The organism is Actinacidiphila yanglinensis (assembly GCF_900107965.1).
GTDB classification, from domain to species: Bacteria; Actinomycetota; Actinomycetes; order Streptomycetales; family Streptomycetaceae; genus Actinacidiphila; species Actinacidiphila yanglinensis.
In genome coordinates this window covers 16,746-32,778 of the sequence record NZ_FNVU01000033.1, presented here as the reverse complement: position 1 = coordinate 32,778, position 16,033 = coordinate 16,746, and the positions used below count along the sequence as shown (strand labels likewise).

The 16,033-nt window shown below is 72.4% G+C and carries 17 protein-coding genes; 10 read left to right on the top strand and 7 right to left on the bottom strand.

Going from position 1 to position 16,033, the window contains the following annotated elements; all coding sequences use genetic code 11:
- Positions 1–118: 118 nt before the first annotated feature.
- Positions 119–1,048, top strand: coding sequence for an NADP-dependent oxidoreductase (locus C4U44_RS39820; protein WP_103891020.1), 930 nt, complete (start codon positions 119–121; stop codon positions 1,046–1,048).
- 37 nt (positions 1,049–1,085) lie between these two features.
- Here C4U44_RS39820 and C4U44_RS39815 read toward each other — a convergent pair whose 3' ends face one another.
- A complete protein-coding gene (locus C4U44_RS39815; RefSeq protein ID WP_103891019.1) occupies positions 1,086–1,955 on the bottom strand; it encodes an oxidoreductase in 870 nt (289 codons plus the stop codon).
- Between the two features lie 231 nt (positions 1,956–2,186).
- On the opposite strand from C4U44_RS39815, the gene C4U44_RS39810 reads away from it, so the two are divergent.
- Positions 2,187–3,191: an Lrp/AsnC family transcriptional regulator gene (locus C4U44_RS39810; protein ID WP_103891018.1), complete on the top strand. Its 1,005-nt coding sequence runs from the start codon at positions 2,187–2,189 to the stop codon at positions 3,189–3,191.
- On the opposite strand, the gene C4U44_RS39805 is transcribed toward C4U44_RS39810, so the two are convergent.
- Positions 3,180–3,596, bottom strand: coding sequence for a hypothetical protein (locus tag C4U44_RS39805; protein ID WP_103891017.1), 417 nt, complete (start codon positions 3,594–3,596; stop codon positions 3,180–3,182). The genes C4U44_RS39810 and C4U44_RS39805 overlap by 12 nt on opposite strands.
- A gap of 172 nt (positions 3,597–3,768) precedes the next feature.
- Between C4U44_RS39805 and ku the strand changes: the two genes are divergently transcribed.
- A complete protein-coding gene (gene ku / locus C4U44_RS39800) occupies positions 3,769–4,707 on the top strand; it encodes a non-homologous end joining protein Ku (protein WP_103891016.1) in 939 nt (312 codons plus the stop codon).
- Between the two features lie 58 nt (positions 4,708–4,765).
- Here the strand turns inward: ku and C4U44_RS39795 are convergent, their stop codons facing one another.
- Positions 4,766–5,302 carry a hypothetical protein gene (locus C4U44_RS39795; RefSeq protein WP_103891015.1) on the bottom strand — a complete coding sequence of 179 codons (537 nt, stop codon included), beginning with the start codon at positions 5,300–5,302 and terminating at the stop codon, positions 4,766–4,768.
- Between the two features lie 293 nt (positions 5,303–5,595).
- Between C4U44_RS39795 and C4U44_RS39790 the strand changes: the two genes are divergently transcribed.
- From C4U44_RS39790 to C4U44_RS39770, 4 genes are all read left to right on the top strand, one after another.
- Complete coding sequence (locus C4U44_RS39790) at positions 5,596–6,489, top strand: TIGR03619 family F420-dependent LLM class oxidoreductase (protein ID WP_103891014.1); 894 nt, start codon at positions 5,596–5,598, stop codon at positions 6,487–6,489.
- Positions 6,490–6,498: 9 nt separating this feature from the next.
- Positions 6,499–6,990: an NUDIX domain-containing protein gene (locus C4U44_RS39785; protein WP_103891013.1), complete on the top strand. Its 492-nt coding sequence runs from the start codon at positions 6,499–6,501 to the stop codon at positions 6,988–6,990.
- Between the two features lie 265 nt (positions 6,991–7,255).
- Entirely contained in the window at positions 7,256–8,098 is an 843-nt protein-coding gene (locus C4U44_RS39775; protein ID WP_103891011.1) for an oxidoreductase, read from the top strand.
- On the top strand, positions 8,095–8,712 hold the full coding sequence (locus C4U44_RS39770; protein WP_103891010.1) for a TetR/AcrR family transcriptional regulator: 618 nt from the start codon (positions 8,095–8,097) through the stop codon (positions 8,710–8,712). Before C4U44_RS39775 ends, C4U44_RS39770 begins: the two co-directional genes overlap by 4 nt.
- Positions 8,713–8,870: 158 nt before the next feature.
- Here C4U44_RS39770 and C4U44_RS39765 read toward each other — a convergent pair whose 3' ends face one another.
- Positions 8,871–9,461: a TetR/AcrR family transcriptional regulator gene (locus C4U44_RS39765; RefSeq protein ID WP_103891009.1), complete on the bottom strand. Its 591-nt coding sequence runs from the start codon at positions 9,459–9,461 to the stop codon at positions 8,871–8,873.
- Positions 9,462–9,541: 80 nt separating this feature from the next.
- Here C4U44_RS39765 and C4U44_RS39760 point away from each other — a divergent pair, with 80 nt between their 5' ends.
- The gene (locus tag C4U44_RS39760) at positions 9,542–10,315 is read left to right on the top strand and encodes an oxidoreductase (RefSeq protein ID WP_103891008.1); all 774 of its coding nucleotides are present in this window, start codon (positions 9,542–9,544) and stop codon (positions 10,313–10,315) included.
- Between the two features lie 165 nt (positions 10,316–10,480).
- Here the strand turns inward: C4U44_RS39760 and C4U44_RS41805 are convergent, their stop codons facing one another.
- The gene (locus C4U44_RS41805) at positions 10,481–11,146 is read right to left on the bottom strand and encodes an LAETG motif-containing sortase-dependent surface protein (protein WP_160145211.1); all 666 of its coding nucleotides are present in this window, start codon (positions 11,144–11,146) and stop codon (positions 10,481–10,483) included.
- 473 nt (positions 11,147–11,619) lie between these two features.
- Here C4U44_RS41805 and C4U44_RS39750 point away from each other — a divergent pair, with 473 nt between their 5' ends.
- Complete coding sequence (locus C4U44_RS39750; RefSeq protein WP_103891007.1) at positions 11,620–13,014, top strand: FAD-binding oxidoreductase; 1,395 nt, start codon at positions 11,620–11,622, stop codon at positions 13,012–13,014.
- Positions 13,015–13,040: 26 nt separating this feature from the next.
- Here C4U44_RS39750 and C4U44_RS39745 read toward each other — a convergent pair whose 3' ends face one another.
- Positions 13,041–13,421 carry a hypothetical protein gene (locus tag C4U44_RS39745; protein ID WP_103891006.1) on the bottom strand — a complete coding sequence of 127 codons (381 nt, stop codon included), beginning with the start codon at positions 13,419–13,421 and terminating at the stop codon, positions 13,041–13,043.
- Positions 13,422–13,624: 203 nt separating this feature from the next.
- On the bottom strand, positions 13,625–14,299 hold the full coding sequence (locus C4U44_RS39740) for an SGNH/GDSL hydrolase family protein (RefSeq protein ID WP_103891005.1): 675 nt from the start codon (positions 14,297–14,299) through the stop codon (positions 13,625–13,627).
- A 410-nt stretch (positions 14,300–14,709) separates the two neighbouring features.
- On the opposite strand from C4U44_RS39740, the gene secY reads away from it, so the two are divergent.
- The gene (gene secY / locus C4U44_RS39735) at positions 14,710–16,023 is read left to right on the top strand and encodes a preprotein translocase subunit SecY (RefSeq protein WP_235032702.1); all 1,314 of its coding nucleotides are present in this window, start codon (positions 14,710–14,712) and stop codon (positions 16,021–16,023) included.
- The last annotated feature ends 10 nt before the right edge of the window (positions 16,024–16,033 follow it).

The window sequence follows — 16,033 nt, the reverse complement described above, 5'->3', positions numbered from 1 at the left end:
GGTTCCTGTCGGATACCTAGCCTGGGTGATCCCACCCCCCACTCCCCGAACCTCCCCCCTCCCGCATTTCCCAGAGCCCCCCACTCCCCACGTCACCAAGCCCCCTGTCAGGAGAGTCATGCGCGCCATCACCCAGCGGACGCTCGGCGGTCCCGAGGTCCTCACCGTCGTGGACATGCCCGAGCCCCGGCCGGTCCCGGGCGAGGTCCTCGTCCGGGTCAAAGCGATCGGGCTGAACCCGCTGGAGGCGCGGCTGCGGGCGGGCGAGTTCCCGTTGATCGGCCCGCCGCCGTTCGTCCTCGGCTGGGACGTCAGCGGCGTGGTGGAGGAGGCGCCGCAGACCTGGCGGTTCCGGCCCGGTGACGAGGTGTTCGGGATGCCGTTGTTCCCGCGGGCGGCGAACGCGTACGCCGAGGTCGTGGCGGCGCCGGCGCTGCACCTCGCGCGCAAGCCCGCCGCGCTCTCGCACGTCGAGGCGGCGGCGCTGCCGGTCGTCGGACTGACGGCGTGGCAGGGTCTGGTGGACCTCGGCGGCATCGGCGAGGGAGACCGTGTCCTGGTGCACGGCGGTGGCGGCGGGGTCGGCCATGTCGCGGTCCAGATCGCGAAGGCCCTCGGCGCGTACGTGATCGCCACCGCCGGCGCGAGCAAGCGGACGTTCGTCGAGGGGCTGGGCGCGGACGAGGTGATCGACTACACCGCCGTGGACTTCGCCGGGGCGGTCCGCGGCGTCGACCTCGTGCTCGACACCATCGGCGGCGACACCGTCGAGCGGTCACTCGAAGTGCTGCGTCCGGGCGGCCACTTGGTGACCGCGGTCGCCGAGGAGGACACGGCGCTCGTCGCCCGGTACGAGGCGGCCGGGATGCGCTTCAGTGGTATCGCGGTCGACCCGGATCCGGTCGCCCTGCGGGGGCTCGTCGGACTCGTCGAAGAGGGCAGGCTCCGGGTCCACGTGCAGGAGACGTTCCCGTTCGAGCGCGTCGCCGCCGCGCACCGGCTGCTCGACCGCGGCCACCTCCAGGGCAAGATCGTCCTCACCGTGTGAGCACGTCCGGGGCGCGGCTGCTCCGGAAGGCGCGGCGTCAGCGGGGCGGTTCGGCGATGGCGTTCAGCAACCGCAGCGCCTCCTCGGGCAGTTCGATCGCCGCGGCGGCGATGTTCTGCGCGAGGTGGGCGCGGGTGGAGGTGCCGGGGATGAGCAGGACGGCGGGGGAGCGGTGCAGCAGCCAGGCCAGCGCGATCTGCCGCGGGGCGGCGCCGAGTTCGGCGGCGACCTGTTCCAGGGCCTGGACCTGCAAGGGTCGGAACCCGCCCAGCGGCCAGAACGGCACGAACGCGATGTTCCGCTCCGCGCACCAGTCCACCAGGGCGTCGTCCTGCCGGTGGGCGACGTTGTAGTGGTTCTGCACGGCCACCACCGGCGCGATCCGCCCGGCGGCCTCGACCTGGGCCCGGCTGACGTTGCTGACGCCGAGGTTGCGGATCAGTCCCTGCTCGCGCAGTTCGGCCAGCACCGTGAACGGTTCGACGATGTCCGCCGGCTCCAGGGTGCCGGTCATCCGCAGGTTCACCAGGTCGATCGCGTCCAGGCCGAGGTGGTCCAGGTTGTCGTGCACGGCCCGGACGAGTTCCGGCCGGGAGAGGGCGGCGGGCCAGCCGCGGTCAGGCGTGCGCCGCGCCCCGACCTTGGTCGCGAGGTGCAGGCCCTCGGGGTACGGATGCAGGGCTTCGCGGATCAACTCGTTGACGAGGTACGGGCCGTAGTAGTCGCTGGTGTCCAGGTGGGTGATCCCCGCGTCGGCGGCCGCGCGCAGGACGGCCAGGGCTTCGTCGCGGTCCCGCGGCGGCCCGTAGGCCATCGGCCCGGCGAGCTGCAGGGCGCCGTAGCCGACGCGGGTGAGGGTCAGGGTGTCGGAGAGGCGCAGGGCGCGGCCCGGCAGCGGGTCGGTCATCGGGGGGAACTCCTCGGGGGCATGGCGGTTCGGGGGTGCGGCGGGTGCAGTCGGTTCGCGGGTGCGGTCGGTTGGCGGGTGCGGCGGGGCGACCTCGCGGCCGATCGGTCCGGCGGGTCGTCGCGGCCCTGGCGCCCACTGTGCCGTCGCGAGCGCCGCCGGCCCAGCGGATCAGGGCAGAAGCGCTCAAAATTTCCATGGCGCCGTCCTGGGGTCGCCTAAACTTCCACCATGGATCCGACCGACCGCCGCATCGTGCAGTGCCTGCTGCACGACCCCCGTGCGCCGTTCCGCCGTATCGCCGAGGTGGTCGGTGTCTCGGAGCAGACCGCTGCCCGCCGGTACCGCGCCCTCGTGGCCGACGGGGTGGTCCGGGTCCGCGCGCTGCCCGGACCCGGCGGGGCCGCCGAGCAGACCTGGTTCGTACGCGTGCAGTGCCGCCCGGACGTGACCGAGGCACTGGCCGACGCCCTCGCCGCCCGCGAGGACACCTCCTACGTCAGCGTCACCTCGGGCGGTTCCGAGATCGTCTGCCGGACCCGTACCGACCCCGCCCGCCCGCAGGGTTCCGTCCTGCAACGGCTCCCTCGTACGGCCAAGGTCCTGGGCTTCCACGCCCACGCCGTCCTCCACATGCATCTGGGGCCCGAGGCCAAGTGGCAGGCGTTCGACGAACCCCTCACCCCCGGTGAGCTCGCCGTCCTGGACGGGGCTGTCCTGCGCGACGGCCGCCGCCCGGCCGCCCGGCCCGCGGGCAGGCGGGGGGCCGACGCCCTGCGGGACGCCGACGCGCCGCTCCTGGCCGAACTGGCCCGCGACGGCCGCGCGGGGCCCGTCGAACTCGCCCGCCGCACCGGCTGGTCCACGGCGCGGGTCTCGACCCGGCTCGACGAGATGCTGCACGACGGCGCGCTCCACGTCGCCGTCGACCTCGCCTACGCACGCTTCGGCTTCCTGGCCTCCGCCTATCTCTGGCTCACCGTCGCCCCGGGCGGGCTGAACGCCACCGGCGAGGCCCTCTCACGCCACCCCGGGACCTCTTTCGCCGCGGCCGTCACCGGCGCCGCGAACCTCCTGGTCACCGTCACCTGCCCGACCATGGACGACCTCTACGGCTACGTCACCGGCACGGTCGGCGCCCTCCCGGCCGTCACCCGGGTCGACGTCGTCCCGGTCCTGCGCCGCCTCAAGCAGGCCGGCACGCGCATCCACGACGACCGGCTCTCACCCGCCTGACGTGGCGCGGGGAGCCGGCCGGCAGGCGGGGCAGGCGGTGGTGTCGGCGAATCTGAGCGACGCCCGCGCCATGGTGGCGTCCTCGACCGGGGTGATGCGCCCGCCGAGGTGCTCGCGGAGTGCCCAGCAACCCGCCTCGTGGAGTTCCATCCGCGGGCGCCGGCTCCCCGCGGCCGGGGGGAGCGACTGCAGGACGTACCGGGGCTCGGGCGGTCGCCTGGCCTCGCGCCGGACCCGGCGATAGTCCTCGCCCTCGACCCGGTCGACCTCCGACGCCGGTATGTACAGGGTGACCTCGGCCCACCAGCGTCCGTCCCGGTCCTGCCGCCACCGGTGCACGCGCGCGGTGACCCGGTGTCCGCCAGGAAGGGTGACGGTCACGCGCGGGAGCTCGGTTTCGGACATGTGTTCGATCGTAGTGGCTTGATCCGAACGGAGTACAGCCGACCGGCCGTGTCCGGTGCCACCGGACCCCGGTCCGTCACGCCCCGCCTCCGGGCCGGGCGGTGACTCCCCGACAAGCGGGGACCCCCACCGCGGCCTACGCTGCCCGGAAGGGGGCCGACCTGGAGGAAGCATGCCGCCCATCGGCAAGTTCACGCTCACGTTCGGCCTGGTGGCGATACCCGTGTCGATGACGAGCGCCACCAGCAGTCACAAGATCAGCTTCCGGCAGGTCCACACCGAGGACATGGGCCGGGTGCGCTACCGCAAGACCTGCGAGCTGGACGAGCACGTCCTCGACCAGGAGGACATCGGCCGCGCCTGGGAGGCCCCCGACGGGCGGCTGGTGCCGATCAGTGACGAGGAACTGGACGAGCTGCCGCTGCCGACGGCCAGGACCATCGAGATCAGCGGGTTCCTCGACCTCGGCGACGTACCCGGAGAGATGTTCGGCCAGCCCTACTTCCTCGCGCCCAGCTCGGACGCCGCCAAGAAGCCCTACGTCCTCATGCGGCAGGCCCTGGAACGCTCCGGGAAGGCAGCCGTCGGCAAGTACGCGCTGCGCGGGTCGGGGGAGGCGCTGGGGCTCATCTACGCCGCCGGGGACATCCTCGTCGTCCACCGGCTGCGCTGGCCGGACGAACTGCGCTCCCCGGCGGGCGCCGCGCCTCCCGCGGACGTGGACCTCGACCCGGCGGAGGTCGACGCCGCGCTCGAGTACATCGCGGCGATGGGCGACCTCGACATGGAGCAGATGCACGACGAGTACTCCGAGGCCGTCCAGGCGCTGATCGAGGCGAAGGTGGAGCACCACGCGCCGCCGACCCCCGCGCGCGAGCCGGCCGAGGCCTCGGTGACCGACCTCATGGGGGCGCTCAAGACGGCGGCCGAGCGGGCGCGGGCCGATCGCGGCGAGGACGCCGACATCCACCACCTCGACGAACGGCGGCCCGCGAAGAAGGCCGCGGCGAAGAAGACGACGGGCAAGAAGACGGCGGCCAAGAAGACCGCGGCGAAGAAGGCCGCGAAGAACGCCCCGGCGAAGAAGTCCCCCCGGAAACGGGCCGGTTAGCCGCGCACGCGGCAACCTCCTCCCAACGGGGCTGCCGCACCGCGCCTTTGGGTGTCGCTCAGCGTCCCTCGGCGCTGGAGAGGGCGTTGCCGATCATGCGGGTGGCGAAGTCGCGGTCCTCGGTGAGGCGGTTGATGTGCTCGGCGAGGAGGAAGGCGGTGGCTTCGAGGGGCTTCATCTCCTCCTCGGTCCAGTAGCCGTACTGCTTGCGCCACAGGCTGGGACTCAGTCCGGTGCCCGCGGCGATGAGCAGGCCGGCCATGGTGGGGACGGTCTCGGGGCGGACGCTGAGGGGCATCATGCGCAGTGCGGCGACGAGGTCGGGGACCACGTACTCGAGGGCGTTCTTGCCGTGGTCGTCGTAGGCGGCCTGCAGCCACTGCATGAACATGTAGATGATCGAGCAGGTGCCGTCCAGTACGTCGTCGGCTCCCTCGGGGTCCATGGATGCCGTGAACTGGTCGACGAGGAGCTGGTGTTGGGGGTCGGCCTCGCTCTTGCCGTCGTGGACGGCTCTGAGCTGGGAGTCGATGATCATGAGGGCGGTGCCCACATCTCCGGCGGGAGCGTGCTGGGGGTCGCAGGGCGAAGGCACAGCAGATCTCCTCGACTGACCACGAAAAGCAGGACGTTCCCGAACGGTATCCCCTGGACATCGTGAGGATCGTCCCCTTCCCGTTGCTGCCTCCTCGGGGCAACGTCGGGCCGTCTCCCTGTTCGATCGGCCGCCGCCGGCGCACGCCGCCCGTGCTCCGACCGGCAAGGGAATCACGTTGCCTCTCCGCGGATGAATGTGCGCCGCGGGGGAGTTGGGAGAGGTGACGGGGCGGGCTGCCAGCCGTCCTGCCGTCGTGTCAGCGTCCGACCGCCACTGAAAGGTTCGTTCGTATGCCGCTGTTGCGCCTCGGTGTCTCCTTCCAGCCGCGTTGGCCCGTCGACGACGGGACCGCCATACTCCGTGCCGCCCTGCGTGCCGAGCAACTGGGCTTCGACCACGTGGCGGTCGGCAACCGCCTCCTGGACAGCGGATTCGGACTCGACACCGATCCCCTCGTCCTGCTGGCGGCCGTCGCGGGCGCGACCACGCGCCTGCGGTTACTGACGTCCGTACTCGTCGCGCCGTACTATCCGGCCCTGGTGCTGGCCAACCAGGCCGCCACCCTGGACGTCGTCTCCGGCGGTCGCCTGATCCTGGGCATCGGCACCGGCTGGAACCCGGACGAGTTCGACGCCGTCGGCGTACCCTCCCGGGAACGCGGCGCCCGGACCGACGACCATCTCGCGGCCGCCCGGGCCCTGTGGACGACGCGCCCCGCCGACTTCGACGGGCCGTTCACGCAATTCCGCGCCGCCCGCCTGGGAGTACCTCCGGTCACCCGCGGCGGCCCGCCGGTATGGATCGGCGGTCACAGCGACGCCGCCCTGCGCCGTGCCCTCCGGTTCGGCGACGGCTGGTACGGCACGGGCATCGACGCCGCGCAACTCGCCGACGTGCGAAGCCGCCTGGGCGAACTGGCCACCACCACGGAGGAAGCCGACCGCATGACGCTCGCCTCGGCGGTGTTCCTCACGCCGCCGGGAATCCCCGCGGCCGTCCCGGCTCCCGGGCGCCCACTCGGCGGCCCTTCCCCCACTCCGGCGAGCGTCGCCGACGCCCTCGCGGAACTCGCGGAGGCCGGACTCACCGTCTGCACCCTGTGGTTGCCCATCGCGGCGGAACACGTGGAGAGAGCCATGGAGTGGATCGCGGCCGAGGTCGTCCCGCGCCTCGGCGGACACTGACGTGTCCGGGTGCCCGTGAACCTGCGCCATTCAGTCCGCGCGATCATCCTCGACGAGAACGACCGGCTCCTGCTGTGCCGGTTCGCTCTTGCCAAGCCGGCGGGGGCCGTGGTGTGGGCGACTCCCGGGGGAGGGATCGAGCCCGGGGAGACGCCGTTCGCCGCGCTCCGTCGTGAACTGCGGGAGGAGGTGGGCCTGGTGGTCGGGGTCGAGCCGCCGCATATCTGGCACCAGGAAGTCCTGGCGCCCGATCACGCCGAGGGCTACGACGGGATCGTCAACGACTACTTCCTCGTGCGCCAGGCCCACTTCGCTCCGCGCGGGACGCTGACCGACGACCAGCTCGCCGCGGAGCACATCACCGCTCTGCAGTGGTGGCACCCCGGCGAGGTCGCGTCCTACGCCGGTCCCGACCAGTTCTCCCCGCGCGACCTGGCGACGCTTCTGACGGCGTTGCTCACCTCGGGCGTTCCCGCGGCACCGGTGCGGCTCGGCCTCTGAACGGACGACCCCCCCCGGCAACCAGGGTGAGGAGTCGGCTCGGCTGCCCGCGCCGGGTGTCGTTCAGCGACCGGAAGAGCTCGCGTCCTCCGCCGCCTGCTGTGCGGCCGCGGCATCCCGTACCCGCTGCCGGCCCGCCTCCGCCCGTACGGCCTCGCGGCCCCCGGCCCGCGTGACCAGAATAAGCGACGCGATGACGAAAATCTGCACGGTGTAGAATTTGTGGAGTGGACCGGGATCCGCTCGGTCTCTTGGGAGGTACGTCATGCAGAAATGGCTCATCACCGGCGTGAGCACCGGGCTGGGGCGCGCCCTGGCCCAGGCCGTCCTGGACGCCGGGCACGTGGTCGTGGGGACGGTTCGCTCGCCCGAGGACCTGCGGGCCTTCGAGGAGCTCGAGCCGGGGCGCGCGCACGGGCGCCTGCTGGACGTGACCGACGACGAGGCCGTCCCGCGGGTGTTCGCGGAGGTGGAGAAGAACGTGGGCCCCCTGGACGTCGTCGTGGCCAATGCCGGCTACGGCTTGGAGGGGGTCTTCGAGGAGACCCCGCTCGCCGAGGTGCGCCGGCAGTTCGAGGTCAATGTCTTCGGGGCCGTGTCGACGTTGCAGGCGGCCCTTCCCGCGATGCGCGAACGCCGCCGCGGGCACCTCATGGCCGTGAGCTCGATGGGCGGCCTGATGCCGGTGCCGGGGATGTCCGCGTACGCCGGCAGCAAGTTCGCCCTGGAGGGAATCCTCTGGTCGCTGGGCAAGGAGGTCGAGCAGTTCGGCGTCCATGTGACGGCGATCGAGCCCGGTTCCTTCCGCACCGACTGGGCGGGCCGGTCCATGACCCGTGCGGAGCGGTCCGTCGACGACTACGACACCCTGTTCGGCCCGATCCGCGAGCGGCGGCAGGCGGCCAGCGGGAACCAGCTCGGCAACCCCGCCAAGGCCGCTGAGGCGATCGTGCACATCGCCTCGCTGGAGCGCCCGCCGGCCCATCTCGTGCTCGGCTCGGACGCGTTGCGACTGGTCACCGCCGCGCGTGAGGCCATGGACGAGGAGATCCGCGCGTGGGACGCCCTCTCCCGGACCACCGACTTCCCTGAGGGGGCCCAGCTGTGACACCCGACCGCCCCCACGCGCAGAGCCGGCGGCCCGCCGAACGCAAGGGCGACGTCCGCGAGCGCACCATCCTGGACACCTGCGAGGCCCTGCTGGCGCAGAAGGGCTACGACGCCATGACCGTCGGCGACATCGCGCAGGGCGCCGGCATCACGCGGGGTGCCCTGTACTTCTACTTCGGCTCCAAGCAGGACGTGGTCACGGCGCTCGTGGCCCGTACCGTCGAGCACCTGTGGGAGCGGTCACGCGCCACGGCGCAGAACGACGACCCGCGCCAGGCCGTCGCGGCGGCCATGCAGCGCACGGTCGACCTGTGGGACCAGCACGGCGTGGTGATGCGCACCGCGATCGACCTGTCCCTGACCGTGCCCGAGATCGGCGACCTGTGGGACCGTACGGCCGAACTGTTCATCGCGGCCATCACGGCGGTCCTGGAACGGGCGGGCATCGCGCCCGGGCGCGGACCGGAACAGGCGTCGGCGATGGCGGCGGCCTTGTGCTGGATGATCGAGCGGACCTTCTACCACGCCTCGCGCGAAGGAAGGGAGGGTCTGGAGTCGGCCTCCCTGACGTGCCGTCACATCTGGCTGACCAGCGCCGGCTTGACCGCCTGACCCGCCGGCCGGTCGGCCCGCCCGCCCGATCCGCCCGCCTGCCCGAACGCGCGACGTCAGCCGTCGCCGATGGTGAACGCGCGTCCCGCCCTGCGCGCGTCCCCCCCGTAACGGTACGACCGGCGCGTCCCCGTTCACGCGCGCGGCAACCCCACACCTCAACCGTCGCTCGCCCGCGCGGAGTTCGCCGCGCCGTACCGCATCCCGTCGTAGAGGATCTCGGTGATCCGCGCCGCGTCGTCCTGCCAACCCTTCGCGTGCATGCCGCAGATGCCGCCGAGGGCGCGCAGCAGGACGCGTCCGTTCACGCCCTCGCGCACGACCCCGGCGGCCACGCCCGCGGCGAGCAACTCGTCGAGGGCCGTGGCCATTTCGGTGCGCGCGTCGTCGAAAACCGCGGAGTCCGTCGCCATGATGCTCTCCAGCGCCTCGCCCATGCCCTTGCCCACCGCCGAGTGCGCCACGAGCAGCAGGAGGAAGCGGCGCAGCGCCTCGTCGGGGGCGTGCTGTGCGAGCAGGTCCGGCGGCGCCGCGCACAGCTCGGCCACCTCTTGGCGGTAGACCTCCGCGACGAGCGCCTCGCGCGTGTCGAAGTGGCGGTAGAGCGTGCCGACCGCCACTCCGGCCCGTCGGGCGATCTCCTCCACGTGGGCGTCGGCGTCGCCGGTCAGGAACGCGGCACGCGCGGCGGTCAGCAGCGCTTCGCGGTTGCGGCGGGCATCGGCGCGCATCGGGCGGGGCGAGGGCAACGGTCCTCCATAAGGTGAGTCGGGTTCCGCTTAGGTGTACAGTTCCGGAGTCAGGTTCACTTTACTGAAGGAGCGCGCACGTGACGGTTGTGGACGAGGGGCTCGGCGGCCTGCGGGTCCTGGTGACCGGGGGCAGCCGCGGCCTGGGGGAGGCGACGGCCCGCCGCTTCGCCGCGGCCGGCGCCACGGTGCTGACGGCCTCGCGCAGCGCGCCCCCGGACGGCATGCCGGCCGCCTTCATCCCCGCGGACCTGCGGACCGAGGAGGGGGTGGCGGAACTCGGGCGGCGGGTGCTGGAGAGCGTCGGAGGCGTCGACGTCCTGGTCAACAACGCGGCGGCCGCCACCACCCCGGCGCCGGCCCTGGAGCGGTCCGACGCGTCCTGGCTCGCCGACCTCAACATGAACCTGCTCAGCGCGGTGCGCCTCGACCGCGCCCTGGTCCCGGGGATGGTCGAGCGCGGCTCCGGCGTCGTGGTGCACGTCTCGGCGATCTCCAGCAGGCTGCCCCAGCCCGGCGCGGCCTCGTACGACGCGGCCAAGGCGGCGCTCAACACCTACAGCCGTGGGCTCGCGGCCGAGGTGGGCGGCAGCGGCGTGCGCGTGGTGTGCGTCCTGCCGGGCTTCATCGCCACCGAGGGAGCGGTCGACCACCTGCAGCGGGCGGCCGACAGCCAGGGCATCGGCATGGACGAGCTGACGCAGCAGATCGTGGAGCGCCTCCGGATTCCGATGGGGCGTCCGGGCGATCCGGAGGACGTGGCGGAGATGATCGCGTTCCTCGCCTCGCCTCGTGCCAAGTGGCTGACCGGGGCGGAGTTCCGGGTCGACGGCGGCATCATCCCCGTGGTCTGAGGTGTGGTCCGACCCGTGGTCCGACCCGTGCTCCGATCCGCGATCCGGGCCGCGTGGTCCGATCCGCGGTGAAATGCGCCGTGCCGAACGGCCGTTGGAGCACCGGGGCGTACGCGTCTCCGGACGCGTACGACCCGGTGGTCCCGGTCCCGGGCAGGCCGGCGGTCAGTGCCGTCCGGCGGCCGTGCGGCGGCGCATCGCGAGCAGGATGCCCCCACCGGCGGCGATCACCACGGCCGCCGATCCGGCGATGAGGCCGGTGTTGCTTCCGCCTCCGGTCTCGGCGAGCCCGGCCGCCGCGGCGGTCGAGGACGCGGGCGCCGACGGGGCCGCGGACGTCGAGGACACCGGCGCGACGGAGGCCGAGGAGGTCGCCGACGCCGAGGGCGCCGGACTGCCGGTCGCCGGCGTGCCGGACGGCTGGGACGTGTCGGGCACGCACGCGGTGTCCGGCGAGATCGGCAGGTCGGTCAGCCGCTCGTCGACGAGACCGCCCGCCGTCACCGAGACGTTCCACTGGTAGCCCTGGAGCCACGGCACCAGGATCGTCGTCCGCGCCTCTCCCGTGGTGAAGTGGTCGATGTGCCCGGTGCCGACGGTCGGACCGTCGAACCCGCTCGCCATCCGGATCCGCACGGTGATGTCCGCGGGCGTGCCGGAGGGGTCCGTGTCCGTCACGGTGATGGCGGCCTGCGCCTCGCCCGTGCTGGTGTCGCAGGACGCCTTCGCGGTGAAGTCGCCGATGCTGCAGGCGTAGGCGCTGCCGGAGGCCAGGAGTACGGCGGCGGTTCCCGCCACGGCGGCAGCGGTGACGGCGCGCTTGGAAAACACGAGTCCCTCCCCAGGGAATTCGACGAGCGGCGCCCGGCTCGGGCCCCGCTCGCTGCGGGCCCACACCCGCGAGAGGCTTCGAGGGCTCGATGGCCCGGTCGAAGCGGCTCGCATCATGTCACCCCGGAGATCCGTCCACGCACCGGCCCCCGCCGTGGTGCCGGGAGTTCGTCCCGGTGAGCCCGGCCGCGCTTCCCCGCGCGCACGCAACGGCCGCCCGTGCGGGCCGCGTTGCCCGGGTCCGCGGTACCGCCCCGGCGCCCGGCCGCGCCCGGACCGCTCGCTCCCGCGCGTCCTCAAGGAGAACGTTCGGTCTTGACACGGCGGGGCGACGTTGTATCGTGATGGGGGAACGAACGTTCTGTCCGCGCGTGGACGACACTGCCGTGACGCGAGCCATGACGCGTCGAGTCCCGTCCGGCAGGGCGCTGTTGTCCGCCGGCGCAGCCACGATCCCTTGAGGAGATGTGCTCATGACCCCACCGGAAGACCCGCGCCCCAGCCGCCTTGCCGACGCCCTGGAGCGGTCCGTCGGCGCCGGCCGGGTGCACACCGCCGGGCCGGACTACGACGCGGGCCGGCAGGTGTGGAACGGCGCGGTGTCCGCTCGCCCCGGCGTGATCGTGCGGTGCGGTGACCCCGCCGACGCCCGGACCGCGGTGCTGGCCGCGCAGGAGTTCGGGGTGCCCCTGTCGGTACGTGGCGGCGGCCACGACTGGGCCGGGCGGGCGCTGAGCGACGGCGGTCTGACCCTCGACCTTGCCGGGATGCGCGGTGTCACGGTGGACCCGGTGGCCCGGATCGCCGAGGTGTCCGGAGGGGCCACCGCCGGTGATGTCGTCGGCGCCGCCCAGCCTTTCGGCCTGACCGCCGCCACCGGCACCGCGGGCTCCGTCGGCATGGCGGGCCTCACCCTCGGTGGTGGATACGGGCCGCTGGTCGGCCGGTTCGGACTCGCACTGGACAACCTCGTGTCCGCGGACATGGTGCTCGCGGACGGCTCGGCGGTCACCGTGGACGAGGAGCGGAGTCCGGACCTGTTCTGGGCGCTGCGCGGTGGCGGCGGCAACTTCGGTCTGGTCACCTCGATGCGGGTACGGCTGCACGCCGTACCGACCGTGCTGTCCGGCATCGTGATGTTCCCGTGGGCACAGGTGGCGCCGGTGCTCGCCGGGCTCGCGGAGCTGCTGCCCGAGAACCCGGACGAGCTGACGGTGCAGTTCGGCGTCCTCCTGGGTCCCATGGGCGAACCCGTGGTCTTCCTCGCCCCCACCTGGAGCGGCGACGACGCCGCCGCGGGCGAACGCGCGCTGGAGCGGCTGAACACCCTCGGCACACCGCTGTTCTCGCGGATCGGCCCGACGACCGTCCCCGAGCTGCTCGCGGGCATCGACGCGCAGTTCCCCTCCGGCCGCCACGTCGAGATCCGCACCCGTTCGGTGTCCAAGCTCACCGTGGGGGTGACGGATGTGCTGAACCTTGCCGGCGCCACGCTGAGTTCGCCCCTCTCCGCGGTGTCCGTGCACAGCCTGCACGGAGCCGCCACCCGGGTACCCGTGACGGAGACGGCCTTCGGCAACCGCGACCCGCACCTGATGATCGAGATCATCGCCGTCTGGGAGCCCGATGACGACCGGGCGCCGGACCACCGCGCCTGGGCGGGCAGCCTGTCCTCCGCGCTGGAGGGCGAGGCGCTGCCGGGCGGTTACCCCAACCTCCTCGGCCCCGACGAGGCCGTCCGGACCGCCGACGCCTACGGCCCGAACACCGAGCGCCTGCTGGCGGTGAAGCAGCGGTTCGACCCGGACAACGTCTTCCGCGCGACCCCTCTGCCCCTCAGCCGGCCCGAGCACTTCGAGGGGCGCTAGGTTCGAGGGGCGTCAGGGACGGGCCGTCATCGGTCGATCCAACGGGCCGCGGCCGCGTAGGTGGTGGCCGGGCTGCTGTTGAAGGCGATGGCGGCGTCGGGGGCGTGCCGGCGGACCAGGTTGATCACCTGCTCCAGGAGTTCGACCTGGTCGTCGGAGTGCCGCAGGCCGCCGCCGACGGTGACGCAGTCCCACGGATGGGCGCGCAGCGCGTTCCCCAGAACCCCGTCGACGTCGTCGCCTCCGTCGAGGCCGATGAGGCAGGTCTCCACGCCGACGCCGTGCTCGGCGAACTCGGCCAGTCCCTCCTCGATCGCCCGGACCACCGGCTCGGGATCCCACGGCCCGGGCACCCGGTACGGATCGAGTCCGATGACGAGGACGCGGGGAGAGGCGGCGGGGTCCATGTCCGGACGATACGCGCCGAACGCCCCCTAACGGCACGGGTGCGCCGGTGCGTGGGCCGGGCGGCCGGGAGCCGAGCGTCCCATGCGCGGCTGAGACGGCGGGAGGGCGTCCATACCCGGATCCGTTCCGGGGCGGACGCCCTCGCCGTGGTGCGCGCGGCCGGTGTTGGCCGGGAGGCGGGCCGGTCAGGCAACTTCCGTGGTCATGAAGGGGTGTTGGCGCTGAGCTCTGGCTCGTGTGGGGCGGTGACCGGCTCGACACCGACCAGCTTCTCCCAGGCGGCGGCCAGGCAGGCATGCCCGGCCGGCGTCAGGTGCACGCCGTCGTCAGCGATCGCGGCCGGGCTGCCTGCCTCGCGCGCCGCCTGGTTGAGCAGTCCGTCGGCCGCGAGCAGGGCGGCGTCGAAGTCGGCGGCAAGCCGGCGGACGACGTGGATCCGCCCGTCGAGGTCCTCCCGCCAGGTCCACTGCTCGTCGTCGACGGGCACCAGGAACGGCTCGATGAGGACCAGTTGCGCGCCGATCGCCCGCGCCTGTTCGAGGATGAAGCGGTAGTCCCGCTCGTAGTCCTCGATCGTCGTGATCTCGTTCGCGTCGTAACGGCGCCACGTGTCGTTGACGCCGATCATGACGGACAGCAGATCGGGCGCGAGATCAAGGGCGTCCTCCTGCCAGCGCGCCCGCAGATCGACGACGCGGTTGCCGCTGATTCCCCGGTTGAGCACCTTCCGGCCGGAGCCGTCGGCGGCCAACCGCCCGGCTATCAGGCTGACATATCCGTTTCCCAGGCCGGCATCGTCCTCGCGGTCCCGACTCGCGTCGGTGATGCTGTCGCCCTGGAAAAGCACGCGGGCCGCATCGCCAAGCCGTATGGACATCGTCTCTCCTTGAAAGGGGTTCACGCACTGCTCCGGCGCACGCATCATCTCTCTTTCCCCCCGGGGCGCGCACCGAAGGCACGCGATCTGCTGGACCTGCGAGAACACCCTCTGGGGCGCGCCCGCACGACCTCCGCCGCCGTGAGGGAGACCGTTCGGTCTTGACAGCGGCGCCGGGATGGCCCAGCATCGCACAAGACAGAACGTTTGGTCTCGACGAGGCGCCCCGCCGGCTCGCGCGAGACGCGTGGGACGGGTGCCGGGCGCAGGGCGAGGAGAGCCGCCGCCACGTCATCCCGCTCTGCCGATTCCTTCCTCACCAGAGCGACGCCATCGCCTCCGCGGTGATGCGCCGTCGACAATCTCCGACCCTGACGGCGGCGCATGCGCGCAGGGTCGCCGGAGGCACCGTGTTCGCCACTTTCGTCCACGCATTCAAGACGCCCGACCTGCGCGGGAAACTGCTCTTCACGCTCGGCATCATCGTGGTCTACCGGCTGGGCACCCACGTCCCGGTCCCGGGTGTCGACTACCACGCGGTCCAGCAGTGCCTCGACCAGACCTCGGGCAGCCAGGGGCTGTTCGGGCTGGTCAACCTCTTCAGCGGGGGCGCCCTGCTGCAGATCACGATCTTCGCGCTCGGGATTCTCCCGTACATCACCGCCAGCATCATCCTGCAGCTGCTGACCGTGGTGATCCCGCGCCTGGAGGCCCTGAAGAAGGAGGGCCAGGCCGGCGCGGCGAAGATCACGCAGTACACCCGCTACCTGACCGTGGGACTCGCCGTCCTCCAGAGCACCGGGCTGGTGTCCACCGCCCGCAGCGGCGCCCTCTTCTCGAACTGCACCGCCGCCTCCGACATCGTCCCGGACCAGGCGCTCTTCACCACCGTGACGATGATCGTCACCATGACCGCCGGCACCTGCGTGGTCATGTGGCTCGGTGAGCTGATCACCGACCGCGGCATCGGGAACGGCATGTCGCTCCTGATGTTCGTCTCGATCGCCGCCACCACCCCGTCCGCGCTGTGGGCGATCAAGAAGCAGGGCAGTCTGGCCGGCGGCTGGATCGAGTTCGGCGGTGTCGTTCTCGTCGCGCTGGCCGTGGTGGGCCTGGTGGTCTTCGTGGAGCAGGCCCAGCGCCGCATCCCGGTGCAGTACGCCAAGCGCATGATCGGCCGCCGCTCCTACGGGGGTACCTCCACCTACATCCCGCTGAAGGTGAACCAGGCGGGCGTCATCCCGGTCATCTTCGCCTCGTCCCTCCTCTACCTCCCGGCGCTGATCGTGCAGTTCTCGCACGGCGACGCGGGGTGGCAGGTCTGGATCACGCAGAACCTGACCAAGAGCGACCACCCGGTCTACCTCACGGTCTACTCCCTGCTCATCGTGTTCTTCGCGTTCTTCTACGTCGCGATCACCTTCGACCCGGACGAGATCGCGGACAACATGAAGCAGTACGGCGGCTTCATCCCGGGGATCAGGGCCGGGCGGCCGACCGCCGAGTACCTCCGCTACGTCCTCAACCGGATCACCTGGCCGGGCGCGCTGTACCTGGGACTGATCGCCCTCATCCCCACCATCGCGCTGGCCGCGACCGGCGCGAGCCAGAACTTCCCGTTCGGCGGGACCAGCATCCTGATCATCGTCGGGGTGGGCCTGGAGACCGTGAAGCAGATCGAGAGCCAGCTCCAACAGCGCCACTACGAGGGCTTCCTGCGCTGAGCGGCCCGCC